Here is a 12186-nt window from a genome sequence, read left to right on the forward strand (position 1 = left end):
ATCATGGTTTTGGGGTTAAAAGTGTATCTCTATACTCCTGTAGGTTTTTGTGCACCTGCACAATCTTATAATTGTCCGATAAAATTACAAAATTCTCATCAGCGATCCTGTAATCTTTATTGTTTTTTAACAGCTCTACATAACCCAGTGCAAATTCCCTGGACCCAAAGCCGTGGACCACTACAAATTGGTCTTCTACATTATATACATCCTTGGAAACGATGTTCCTATATCTTAAATCCTTGACGGATTTTTCCAAAAGCCCCTTTAACTTAATCGCTCTTGCATTATTGCTTCTTTTGAACGGAAAAACGACCTTCCAATTGGCGGTTCTCTTGGAATCTATTTCTTGTGAAAAATTTTTGGGTTCCAATTTTGGCAGTTGTTCGGCTATCATTTCTTCCGCCTTTTTACCCTCTGGGTTATTGGGATACGTCAAAGCCACGTAATTCAATGCTTCCTTAAAAGCATCAAACCCCTGTAATCTTCCAATGGCATTGGCCTTCAGCATTTCAAACTTGGGTACGATAGGGTCTCCGGTATATCGATTGATATTGGTCTCTGCCCCTGTAATGACCTGCAAGAACTCCTGGTTCCTGAATTTTTTAAAGAGATCTGCATAACGCTTATCCGGACCGTCCGAATCATCGGCCAATACGGCTTGCGGATTCAATAATATTTCGGCATAACGGGAATCGCCATGATTGGCGACAATATCGGTTTTCATAGTATTGGCCAGTGCGCTTCCTTCTGCTTCGTAAATCTTGTATAAATTATATTTTGAAGGAAGTATCAACCGTTCCTCAGGGTTCGATGCCAATACGTTCTCCAATTTATCCGCCGCAAGGAGGTTTTCCTTGAATTTCTCTTTGTATATCAACCCCAATTGATAATTGGCAAAATTTCGTTCCGTTCTTAAGCTATCCATGACCACAATATCGGTAGGTATCCTGTCCATATAAAAATCCAGCGAGAACCGTTCCGTATCCGTTGGGTCCAATCTGGTTTCCGTTTTACCTGCCAAAGGCTCGCCCGTGATCTCGGAAGGAGCGGAAATGGATTTATTGGACCACCGCCAATCATCGGAAAGTGCCCTATTGCCCCATTTGTTCTTAAAATCATTCTGGCCATAGCCCAAGCTGGTAATATTATAAAAATAGAACTTGCCCTTGTTTTCCTTTCCGCCCTTACTTTTTATAAAAGAAGCGAACCCTTCCGTAATACGGTCCTTTTCTTTTTTTTGTGCCGCTTCTTGCGCTTCTTTTAATTTTGCAATGTACTCCTCAAAATAGGCGATCTGATCGTCTTTGGGCATTTCATAGAGCGTAATCACACTATCCGCACATTGAACGATGTCCTCGTATTTGATGACATCTTCCAAATTGTCCAATTTCTTTTTGATCGATCGGTATTTCCTCGTGTTTTCATTCAAATTCACCAAAACACTGTCATAATAGGCTCCTGCATTTTTGTAACTGTTCTGGTCAAAATTGTATTCTGCCAGATTTTCGTAGTTCAGTGCATTCAATTTTGGTTCATTTTGGGTTGCACGAAGCGACCGGTTAAAATACACCAACGCCAAACTGTCCGACCCCTGTCCCAAATGAAATTCCGCCACTTGACGATAGATTTTATCCAAAAAAGGCCTATTTTCCCTATGCTCTTCCAAACCCGTCAAATATTCGTAGATATGTTCCTTATTTTCCGGAGTGATCTTGGTATTCTTTATTTTTTGGATTTCGGCATTGATCATATAGACCCGAGGTGATTTCCTGTTCAGGTCGATTACCTTGTCAAAAGCATAATTGGCACTGTCCTTAAAGCCCAGTTGATTATACAATTGTCCGATAATGTAGTAGTATCTTCCCTTTTCCGAATTCTTTTTAGTATAATACGATGCTATTTTGAGGTTCTGGATGGCGGTATCGGGAACGTTCAGGTTAATGTAGGCCTGGGCCAGCATGGCCCTGGCATCTGCATGTTCTTGATTTTTTAACGTCTCGAATTTCATGAGACGTTTCAAATTCTTGATGGCAAGCTCTTCGTTCTGAAGCCTTATGTTCACCTTTTCCCGCCAAATGGTGGCTTCGTTCAATTTATCGCTCGTCACATATTTATTGAGTATGTAATTGAAGGATTCCAATGCCGGAATGTAACGTTCATCAAAATAACGGGCCTTGCCCAATAACAGGAAAGCCTCGTCCGTTTGTGGATTACGCTCCTCGTCCTTAATATCCATACTGTGTTTCTGTATGGCTTTGGTAGCCTTTTCTTCGGCAATGATAAAATTGGGGTTGTTGTTCTCGGAGTCCAGTTCAATTTCTCCGGAAACCTCCAAACGTTCTATGGGGAGTATTTCCCAATAGTCGTCCTGATAAGTATCATTGAGTGTTGCACGGCCTTCTTCAAAAGCGATATTGCCATTGTACAGCACATTGTACTTTGTATTTAACGCATGCCAATTACGATTGATGAATGCGTCTTTTTTTGTAGAACAGGCGTTAAAGAGTACCGTTCCCAAAAGTCCAGCGAAAATAAGTTTATATCCGAGTTGCAAAATAGATGATCTACGTATGTATGTTTAACTTAAAAACATCCATATTATTATGCGGTTCATCGACAAATGACCATTTTATTTCCCCTTGGTTCAACATGATCTGAAAAGTAATACGATCTAATGACAGACCCATTGGTCTAAAAGGCATTTTTTTTGGACAATAATTACCGGTATTTTAACGGTTGGACGAAGTTTTTTTGGTCAAAATCGAAATGTATTCACCATGAACTCCGTATACGGCATCATAAAACCGACTTGGAAGTCAGGTTTTGAGTTTTTTAGGTCTTTATCTTGTTTTTAACTACCAAGCGGTAGGGCTGTCCAAAATATTCACCATACTCCTATTGTATTTGCCCTTATAGGCCACTGGGGATAGCCCGGCATATTTCTTGAACACGTTCCGAAATGCCTTTTGATCCGAATAGCCTACACCGAACATAACTTCCGTCACATTATGTTGCGTAGATTCCAAACGTTTCTTGGCCGCCTCTACTTTTACCCGTTGAATATACTCCAAGGGCGTATTCTGTGTGGCTTTTTTAAAGCGTCTTACAAAGTTTCGCCTGCTAATAGCGTACATTTCCGCCAGGGCATCCACTGAAATCTTTTCCGAGACATTCCCTTCTATATAGAGCTGTGCCTGACGGATAGCTTCGTCCTCATGGTCTTTTTGGCCTTGAAAAATAGCGAACTGGTGCTGATTGTCCCGATCCATTTCGATCTCAAAAAACTTGGAAATATAAATGGCCGTTTCCCGTCCACAATATTTGTCCACCAAATGCAACATCAGGTTCAAAAAGGAATAGGCTCCACCACTGGTATAGATTCCGTCCTCATCCGTAACCACTTTATTGGAAATCAGGTCCACTTGAGGATACCGTTTTCTGAACATATCCATCCCTGCCCAATGGGTGGTGCACTGCCTGCCATCTACCAAACCTGTTTCCGCCAGAACAAAGGCCCCCAGGCACAGGCTGGCCACCTCGGCATTATGAACCTCTTTTTGTCTCCTTATCCAATGTACAAATTCATAATTTTCCTTTATGTCCTCCGATAATTTTTCCGGTCTTCCGGCAGGGATAACGATCAAATCCGTTTTTTTAACATCATGGACCGTACAGTTACAATGAACACTAAAAGCACCTTCATACAAGGTTGTTTCCTTCGACAATCCTACCAAATGGATATCAAAAAAAGGAGTTTGGGACCTTCCTGTATTGGTCATAAACATATTTGCTGCCTTAAAAATCTTATACGGCCCTACAATACTACTTAAAATAGCGTTCCCTTTGGGAACTAATATGCTGACGTGTTTCATCGGTATCTAATTTGATGGATGTACCATCCTCAAAGTTACTTGATTTTCTTGGCACAATCAACCCTTAAAAGTGTCTTATTTGCCCTTTATGGAGCCTGTTCAACTTTTGTAGTTTTGGGTATGGCCGCGAAAAGAGCAACAGCTTTTGAACAATTTGACAACATCAGAAAATATATGTGTTCCAAAGAAATAGCCATAACCGAAGGCAAAATGATGAGCTCCCCGGCCATACATTATAAAAACAGGGTTTTTGCGTTCTTTTCACGAAAAAACAAAATGGTCTTTAAATTAGGTAAGGAATATACCGGGATCGGCCTTGGTGTTCAATTGGAAGAATTCAGTCCCTTTAAGACAAAGAAAACCTTATCAGGATGGTACGAAGTGGGTTTTGACGAGTGCCAAAAATGGGAAATGTTGGCCTTAAAGGCATTGGAATACATAAAATCATGAACTGTGGGCATAAAAGGGGATAAGATTACACAAGGTTCGGTTTTGGCAGCGGCGCAGCTGGTAAAGGCATTAGATTCCGTAGGGGCCATTTCGTCCAAAAAGATGTTCGGGGGACATGGCATCTTTCATAAAGGGAAAATGTTCGGGATTGTAAATTCCAAAGGAACGGCCTATTTTAAAGTAAATGACACCAACCGAAAGGAGTATGAAGAAAACGGTGCGCAAAAACATGGCAAAATGCCTTATTTCTCGATTCCGGAGAGTATTTTGAACAATCCTGTCCTATTATTGGAATGGGCCAAAAAAGCCTTGAAAACCATAAAATACGATACGCCATGATCCATGTTTTTGTTTCTTATAAAGTACGGTCAAGATCTATTGAGGCCACAAAAACCATTATTGGCCAATTCATTGCCTCTATCACGAAGAATGAACCCCAAACCTTGTTGTACAAATCATTTCAGGAAGCGGACGACCCGACTAAATTTGTCCATATCATGACTTTTACAGATGTTACGGCAGAGCATCTGCACAAGAAATCCAGTTATTGTCATGAATTTACGGACGCACTGTATCCTTTGTGCGAGATAATGCCCAAACCTGTCTATCAAATTGAAGTTGACTAAAATGCCTATAAATACCCATATAGAGGTGATTCTTTTTCTAAAAGGGAAAAGCCCCATGTTCCATAAAGAGACATTGATCCAGGACAAGACCGGATCGTTGAAAGATGATGAACCAAACTCCAAGATAACCAATAGCGTAAAAATATATAATGACACCGGCATACAGTACATTTTTTAAAGAACTCGCCAAGAACAATAACAAGGCATGGTTCCATACCCATAAAAAACGCTATGAAAGTGAGGTAAAAGCCCCATTTGTTGAACTTCTTGAACAGCTATTATCCGTACTTATAAGCTGGGACGACAGAATTCTTCCCGACCCTAAAAAGGCATTATTCCGAATCAATAGGGACCTACGGTTCTCTAAGGATAAATCACCCTACAATACTCTTATGAAAGCCGGTTTTTCCCCCAATGGCAAAAAATCTATTTATCCGGGTTATTATCTGGGCATTGATACCGAAAATATTCATGTAGGCGGTGGCCTGTTTATGATACGACCTCCCGAGCTGAGAAAAGTAAGGGCATATATTGCAGAAAACCCTCAAGAACTATTGGGGATAACGACCAATATTGATTTTACGTCCAATTTCGGGAAGTTAAAAGGCGAAAAGGCTAAACGACTGGATAAAGATCTGATTGCCGTAGCGGCAAAAACCGATTGTATTTTTAATAAACAATTTTATGCCATGGCCGAATTTCCTTTGGAACCTTTTTATAATTCCAGTAAATTGTATAATGAAATTTTGGATCATTTTAAGGCGGTAAAACCGCTGAACACTTATTTGAACAGTGTTTTTGAATAACACCTAAATATAATAATCATTAAAAACGAACAATTATGACAACACAGGAAGTTGCCGACAAATTAGTCGGTTATTGCAGACAAGGGCAATTTGAAAATGCCATTCAGGATCTATACGGTCAAAACATTGTAAGTCTTGAACCGAAGGGGTCTCCGGCCGAAAAAACGGTAGGGATGGAAAATGTCCTCAAAAAAACGGCCCAATTCAATGAAATGGTAGAAGAGTTTCACGGCATGGAGATTTCAGACCCCATTGTAGCCGATAAATTCTTCTCTTGTACCATGAAAATGGATGTCACCTTTAAAGGCGCTCCAAGAAATACCATGGAGGAAATCTGTCTTTATAAGGTAGAGGGCGGAAAAATTGTGCAGGAAGAATTTTTCTTTACCCCTGCACCACAGGCGTAACCATACATCAGTTAACTCGAACCACAGGTCTGTCCTGTTTTTGAAACAGGACAGACCTATTTCTTAACCGGCAAAAAAGGTCTCCAATTCCTGAAGTGTTTCCGTGGAAGTCCGGATATCTTTTACGATTTCACCCTTATTTAGCACAACGATACGTTCGCAGACTTCCGTAACATGGATCAGGTCATGACTGGAAATCAAAATAGTTACTTGGTTATTGGATGTCAGTTCCTTAATAATAGCCTTTAACCTAATTTGCGTAGTGGGATCCAAATTGGCAAAGGGTTCGTCTAAAATTACCACTTGTGGGTCACCGATAAAGGAAGCTACGATACCCGCTTTTTTCTGATTCCCCTTGGAGAGGTCCCTTAAATATTTTTTCTGCCCCAGTATCTCCCCATGGAAAAAATCCTCAAAATGACCCAACAAAGTATCTACATCTGCTTTATTGGCCCCTCTTAAGTCCCCAATAAAATAAAAGTACTCTTCCGGGGTCAGGTATCCTATTAAAAAGGTCTCATCTATAAAGGAAGAGGTGAAGGGCTTCCATGTCTCGCTTGCATTAACCTGGACTTCATTATTGATAATATGGCCGGAAGTAGGCTGAATCAAATCCAACAACAAACTAAAAAAGGTCGTTTTTCCCGCACCATTATTTCCAACAAGGCCAAAGCTTTGGCCTTTGGGTATTTCCAAACGGTCTATATTCAATACGGTTTGTCCACCGTATTTTTTGGTCAAATTCTGTGTCGTTATCATAGTTTAAAATTCAAATATCAATTTCAGGTTCATTGGATTCCCATCGGGCAAAAATCAACTGTTCTTTTCCCTAAAGCCGGCGATCATACCATATTTTTTACTGCGATATTGCTCAGTAATCCCATTTAAAAGATAGTTCTTCAGCGCAAATCCAATAATTCCCATAATAGAAAGTACCAGGACCGCAGCTTCCATGGAAAATAGGTAATACACAGTGGTGAAAATCAATATTGGCGCCCCCAAAACGGGTAACATGATCAAAAATTGGGTGGCACTGATACCTTGCATATTTCCAAACGGACTCTTATCCAGTTCTATACGCTTTTTGTTGAAGGAGCCAAAAAATAGAATGACCGGTATATTTATGCCCAGGTTGTACAAGGCGCATCCAAAGTTAATGGCCAGGGCGTGCCAGCCGAAATAGACATAGGGTATGGTCAATAGAAACATGGCCACCACACTTACCGAAATCAGGGTCGCCTTTGACTCCAAATATTTCCGTAGGGGAATATTCTGTGTCATTATCATGCTGTAATAACTACTGTCCCAGGCCGGAATAAACTGCCCAAAATTGGTCAGGAAAATTCCGGTCATAAAAACCCCTAAAAATGCAAATATGGGCATCATTGTACCGTAAATTTCCTGGGTATAGAATATCAATCCGTAAAAAATCATGAGCAAGGATATGAATACTTGTGATTTTGTTCTTTTATTACGCCAGATCATTTTCAAGTCCAACTGTAAAAAAGGCCCCATTTCCCCAAATTTTTTGGTCCAGTCGAGATTGGATGCCCTGGCTTCTGCGGTTTTGGCCTTTAAGCTGGCATCCAAATAAATCCTGCCCCTTAAAAAGCGGTAGTTGCCATAATACATTAAAAGAGCCAGGCCAATAGGGATAAGAACCGTAACCGGATACGCATAGAGCGCATGGAAAACCGGCCTAAATAATTCCATGGCCGAGAAAACCCCAAAATACTCCAAGCCATAAAACACTGCAATTATGACTACAATGATAAGTAATATCTTATCATTTTTATTCATTAAAAGGTTGATGTAGTTCAGGCAGAACACCATCGCCAAAATAGCCACGACCCATAGGACTACATTCAAAAAAGGATAACCGTTTAACAACAGGATCACGGCAAACGGCACAAAAAGGAACAAGGATAGGAAATTATAGATAGAAGCTCCCGAACGTCCTAAAATGTAATGGGCAATACTGCCTTTTTTTATCGGGGCCACCAAAAAAGGCTTGATGTCCATCACTGGAAGTTTTTGCATAAAATACCGTAAAAAGAGTTCTATAAGGACCCAATACACAAAATACCCGCTCAAGGCCCAGATGGGGTTCTCATGCGGAAAAAATTTCTTTAAAAAAAAGTACATTCCTATTCCCGCCCCGATCAAAGAAACCAGGATATAGATTCCGAAAAATAACATCAAGATCTTAAGGGCCAACCCTTTTCCAAAGTTGGAAGACCTAAAAAACGATTTCCATTGAAGCGAAATAAATTTAATGAACATAAGGGTCGGTTTCTAATTTCAGATAATTGGTAACGGATAAAGAAGGTTTGTTACAAAACTTAATTCATTTTGTATTCTGGATAGGTTTCTGCCAATAACTCTTCTGCTTTGGCGGGAATAATTTTTAACGTTACATAACCAAAAAGCAAAAGACATACAATTAATGAAGCACAGCTCAAAAGCATATAAAAATCCGTCATATCGATTATATCCCAAAAATACTTGTTGGAAAAAACCATAGGAAATACATTAACGATCTGCACAATGTTTCCCAGCCGATATATTTGGTCCTCCAACATCCATTTTCTTTCTTCTTTAACTTGCTTTGGCCCTTTATTTTTTCCAGAAATAAAAATATAACATATGAGTGTCCCTGTTATTAGAAAAAGGCTTCCGATAAAAACCCAATAACGATAAGGTATGGGAATGGCCCAAAAAATAACGGTTAGTATAAAAATACTTGTCAAAGTCAATACTACCTTGGGCAACCTGAAATATTCTTTATAAAAACGTAATACTACTTTATAATAACGAACGGCCATAGCACTCCTTCGTTCTTGAATAATATCGTTAAAACCCGTTATTCCAAATTTCCTGAACTCTTTATGCATTGCCTCAGTAAAACTTATCCCCGGGTCCTCCTGCCATTGCGCTTCAATGCCATTGGCCAAATGATCCACTAATTCTGTTTGCAAATCATAATGTTCAACGTAGTGGGCCCGGGTAAATTTGTAGAGTTGTTCTATATGGTCCTGAGTCAATTTCATGCTAATTGGTATTTTTTAACATAATACTTCTTACGCTCAAAAAAAGCCAGTATAAAAGCAAGGCAGCACACTCCAAAAGCAGCAACAAATACACTGATTAAAGGGGGGTATATTTTCTTGTACAATGCATTGGCAGACCAAAATTGAAATAAGAACTGTGCCACATAGCTCATGAGAAAAAGGCCCCAACCCAATGCTTCCAAATAGGAAAATCTATACTTTTTGGGTGGAACCATAGAGAAGTAATAAATACCCATGGCCAATAAAAGACACCCCCATACAAAACTCACATAAGGAAAGGTTATGCCAAACCAATTATTGAAATTGTGCGTCAGTATCCACAAAATCAAAAACAGGCCCAAGCTCCATGGTCTTTTTAGGTAGGGCCATAACATAGAAAGGCTTTGGCGTTGTTTCTTTTTCCTTAACTTTTCATATCCGGACAACAAGCCTCTTTTATGCTGTATCATATAATCCTTGAAGGCATTATAAAACGTTTTTCCGTTCTCCAACATATCCGCTTCCACGGCAGTGGCTACATGATCCACCATTTCCATCCGTACATCAATATACAGGGCATCCGAATTTTTTAAATAGGTATCTACAGATTGGATATCTTCTTTGGTCAACTTGCCTTGTTCCATTTTAAATAGAATTGTTGGTATTTTTTAGTGTACTTATGGGTCAATACAATAATTGCCATATCTAGTCGCAAACAAACCATAGTCATGAAAAAATATATCCAAATTGAAACAAGATTAAACCCAAAGGCTTCAGGAATATATTCGACCAATTGAAACAAGGTAAGGCCAAAAAGTGGTAGTGTACTCAATACATCTATATTTAAACTTCTCTTCTTTTTGGACCAAAACCAAAGGGTATACCCCATTGGCATTAGACCTGATAATATAATTGGTAAAAAAATGGCCAATTTTACCGTTTGTTCAGTAGCTCCATTTTGAATAATAAAATACAAAGAAGCCATTACCGCAAAATAAACTACTATAAAAAGTGGATGCTTTATTAAGTTCATTATTTCTTGCCAAAGCTTTTTCCGAAAACCCCTGTTCAGTTCCCTTTGCTTATCCATGATCAGTTTTTTGTATCCTGAACTGTCTGCATAAATGGATTCCGTGAAAATCCATTGGGTTTGGTCCTTGCTCAATTTTTTGGATCGTAACTTATTCCCAAAGGCCACATGCACTTCTTCAAGAGCTCGGTCAAACGTTTGTCCATGGTGCATGCGGTTTTCCACTTCGGTCGCCACATGATCCAATAACTCTATGCGCACATCCCAATATTTTACTTTGTTCTTAATCAGGTAATCTTCAAGAAAATCGATTTGTTTTTTGGTTAATTCAACACTCATTGTATGCTCCATTTAGGGTTGACCAATTGCTGCATGTTCCGTATAAATTCTTCCAGTTCGGCCAACCGGTTAACGGTTTCTTTTTCACCCTGTTCCGTTAATTTGTAATATTTGCGTAAGCGGTTGTCCACTTTGGCCACCTCAACATCCAATAAGCTTTCCGCCTCCAACTTATGTAAAGCGGGATATAGGGCTCCTTCGGTAATTTTTAACTCTCCTTTCGTCAGTGCTTTTACTTTTTGCGTAATTTCATAACCGTACATTCTTCCCTCTTCGTCCAAAAGTTTTAGGATAATCGTATTTAAACTTCCTTTATACAGTTTTGAATTTGGCATTCCTTGATTTTATTTTAATCTCGATTCAGTATAAACCTATAATGAAATCCATTGTAAATATATGCATAATCTTCTTATGCATAAGATTTTTAGGTATGTGTTTTTTAAATTTTCCATTTTTTATCGCTTGGGCAATCCGTAATTTTGCAGTCCATTAACGAAAAAGAAATTATGGCCGATTTTCATGCGCTTACCGTAAAGCACGTAAAAAAATTAACTCCCGGTTCTGTGGCGGTAACACTGGAGATTCCCAAAGCATTGATACAGACTTTTACTTTTGTATCCGGGCAGTATATTACCATCAAGAAAGCAATTAAAGGCAAAGAACTCAGAAGGGCGTATTCCATCGGTTCTTCCCCTAAAAAGGGCGATATTACCATAGGTGTTAAGAAAGTGGACCGTGGAGGCTTCTCGGACTATGCCAATACCAAACTCAAGGTGGGAGACGTTTTAGAAGTTATGCCACCGGAAGGTCGTTTTGTCTTTGGTCCTTCCGAAACGCCAAAAAATATAGCTGCTTTTGCAGCGGGTAGTGGTATTACACCCATTATGAGTATTGCAAGAACGGTACTGGAGAGCCATTCCAAAAATAAAATGGTTTTGGTCTATGGGAACAAATCCTATGAAGAGACCATGTTTTATACGGATTTGGTAAAATTGGAACTGGAATATCCCAATCGGTTTTTTGTGTATTTTACCAACAGCCAAACCCGAGAGGACAAGGCACTTTTTGGGCGTATAGATACCTCTACCGTGAACTATGCCTTGAAGAACAAGCATAAGGACGACGCTTTTGATGGGTATTACCTTTGTGGGCCGGAACAAATGATCCATTTGGTTACGGACGCCCTGATCGAGAATGACATCGCCAAGGGTAAAATTCATTTTGAACTCTTTACCACTACTGAAATCAAGGATGAAATGCCCGTTTCGGAGGAGGGTCAAACCGCATTGACCGTGGTCGTGGACGATGAGGAATTTCAGCTCTCCATGAACAAGAGTACTTTGGTATTGGATGCCGTACTCAAGGAAAATATCGATGCTCCCTACTCCTGCCAAGGCGGGGTCTGTAGCAGTTGTATTGCCCGTGTTACGGAAGGAAAGGCGGAAATGGTAAAAAACCAGATCCTGACCGATGGGGAAATCGAAGAAGGGTTGATCTTAACCTGTCAGGCGCATCCTACCACACCCATCTTAAAGGTGGATTATGATGACGTTTAAGAATATCGAATACTTAAGGTGTTCCTAAATTTCAGAGGTTGTTCCGA

Annotated in this window: 15 protein-coding genes; 7 read left to right on the plus strand and 8 right to left on the minus strand. The window is 39.7% G+C overall.

The features are described 5' to 3' along the window. Nucleotide 1 precedes the first annotated feature (1 nt). Together porW and ACKWB9_RS04085 are read right to left on the minus strand one after the other, a co-directional pair. Nucleotides 2-2557 (minus strand): type IX secretion system periplasmic lipoprotein PorW/SprE, encoded by a 2556-nt coding sequence (gene porW / locus ACKWB9_RS04080; protein WP_414001719.1) that lies wholly within the window; start codon nucleotides 2555-2557, stop codon nucleotides 2-4. Nucleotides 2558-2858: 301 nt separating this feature from the next. Continuing rightward, the gene (locus ACKWB9_RS04085; RefSeq protein WP_414001720.1) at nucleotides 2859-3875 is read right to left on the minus strand and encodes a GlxA family transcriptional regulator; all 1017 of its coding nucleotides are present in this window, start codon (nucleotides 3873-3875) and stop codon (nucleotides 2859-2861) included. Nucleotides 3876-3923: 48 nt separating this feature from the next. Between ACKWB9_RS04085 and ACKWB9_RS04090 the strand changes: the two genes are divergently transcribed. The 6 genes from ACKWB9_RS04090 to ACKWB9_RS04115 are packed head-to-tail and all read left to right on the plus strand — an operon-like array spanning nucleotide 3924 to nucleotide 6164. Further along, a complete protein-coding gene (locus ACKWB9_RS04090) occupies nucleotides 3924-4325 on the plus strand; it encodes a hypothetical protein (protein WP_414001721.1) in 402 nt (133 codons plus the stop codon). A 3-nt stretch (nucleotides 4326-4328) separates the two neighbouring features. Beyond that, nucleotides 4329-4664 (plus strand): TfoX/Sxy family protein, encoded by a 336-nt coding sequence (locus ACKWB9_RS04095; protein WP_414001722.1) that lies wholly within the window; start codon nucleotides 4329-4331, stop codon nucleotides 4662-4664. Then, the gene (locus tag ACKWB9_RS04100; protein ID WP_414001723.1) at nucleotides 4661-4951 is read left to right on the plus strand and encodes a putative quinol monooxygenase; all 291 of its coding nucleotides are present in this window, start codon (nucleotides 4661-4663) and stop codon (nucleotides 4949-4951) included. The genes ACKWB9_RS04095 and ACKWB9_RS04100 overlap by 4 nt, the downstream gene beginning before the upstream one ends. Further along, nucleotides 4938-5129, plus strand: coding sequence for a hypothetical protein (locus ACKWB9_RS04105; protein ID WP_414001724.1), 192 nt, complete (start codon nucleotides 4938-4940; stop codon nucleotides 5127-5129). The genes ACKWB9_RS04100 and ACKWB9_RS04105 overlap by 14 nt, the downstream gene beginning before the upstream one ends. Continuing rightward, nucleotides 5101-5757 (plus strand): DUF2461 domain-containing protein, encoded by a 657-nt coding sequence (locus ACKWB9_RS04110; RefSeq protein ID WP_414001725.1) that lies wholly within the window; start codon nucleotides 5101-5103, stop codon nucleotides 5755-5757. The genes ACKWB9_RS04105 and ACKWB9_RS04110 overlap by 29 nt, the downstream gene beginning before the upstream one ends. A gap of 35 nt (nucleotides 5758-5792) precedes the next feature. Continuing rightward, complete coding sequence (locus tag ACKWB9_RS04115) at nucleotides 5793-6164, plus strand: SnoaL-like domain-containing protein (RefSeq protein ID WP_414001726.1); 372 nt, start codon at nucleotides 5793-5795, stop codon at nucleotides 6162-6164. A gap of 63 nt (nucleotides 6165-6227) precedes the next feature. Here the strand turns inward: ACKWB9_RS04115 and ACKWB9_RS04120 are convergent, their stop codons facing one another. The 6 genes from ACKWB9_RS04120 to ACKWB9_RS04145 are packed head-to-tail and all read right to left on the minus strand — an operon-like array spanning nucleotide 6228 to nucleotide 10918. Then, on the minus strand, nucleotides 6228-6923 hold the full coding sequence (locus ACKWB9_RS04120; RefSeq protein WP_414001727.1) for an ABC transporter ATP-binding protein: 696 nt from the start codon (nucleotides 6921-6923) through the stop codon (nucleotides 6228-6230). Nucleotides 6924-6977: 54 nt separating this feature from the next. Further along, nucleotides 6978-8447 (minus strand): DUF5687 family protein, encoded by a 1470-nt coding sequence (locus ACKWB9_RS04125; protein ID WP_414001728.1) that lies wholly within the window; start codon nucleotides 8445-8447, stop codon nucleotides 6978-6980. Between the two features lie 59 nt (nucleotides 8448-8506). Next, a complete protein-coding gene (locus ACKWB9_RS04130; protein ID WP_414001729.1) occupies nucleotides 8507-9214 on the minus strand; it encodes a hypothetical protein in 708 nt (235 codons plus the stop codon). Beyond that, complete coding sequence (locus ACKWB9_RS04135) at nucleotides 9211-9858, minus strand: hypothetical protein (RefSeq protein WP_414001730.1); 648 nt, start codon at nucleotides 9856-9858, stop codon at nucleotides 9211-9213. Before ACKWB9_RS04135 ends, ACKWB9_RS04130 begins: the two co-directional genes overlap by 4 nt. After that, entirely contained in the window at nucleotides 9840-10583 is a 744-nt protein-coding gene (locus tag ACKWB9_RS04140) for a hypothetical protein (RefSeq protein WP_414001731.1), read from the minus strand. Before ACKWB9_RS04140 ends, ACKWB9_RS04135 begins: the two co-directional genes overlap by 19 nt. Then, nucleotides 10580-10918, minus strand: coding sequence for a PadR family transcriptional regulator (locus tag ACKWB9_RS04145; RefSeq protein ID WP_414001732.1), 339 nt, complete (start codon nucleotides 10916-10918; stop codon nucleotides 10580-10582). Before ACKWB9_RS04145 ends, ACKWB9_RS04140 begins: the two co-directional genes overlap by 4 nt. 171 nt (nucleotides 10919-11089) lie before the next feature. On the opposite strand from ACKWB9_RS04145, the gene ACKWB9_RS04150 reads away from it, so the two are divergent. After that, nucleotides 11090-12139, plus strand: a complete 1050-nt coding sequence (locus ACKWB9_RS04150; RefSeq protein WP_414001861.1) for a 2Fe-2S iron-sulfur cluster-binding protein — start codon at nucleotides 11090-11092, stop codon at nucleotides 12137-12139. The last annotated feature ends 47 nt before the right edge of the window (nucleotides 12140-12186 follow it).

Origin of the sequence: Maribacter spongiae (assembly GCF_047345125.1) — a bacterium.
In the GTDB taxonomy this organism is placed as follows: domain Bacteria; phylum Bacteroidota; class Bacteroidia; order Flavobacteriales; family Flavobacteriaceae; genus Maribacter.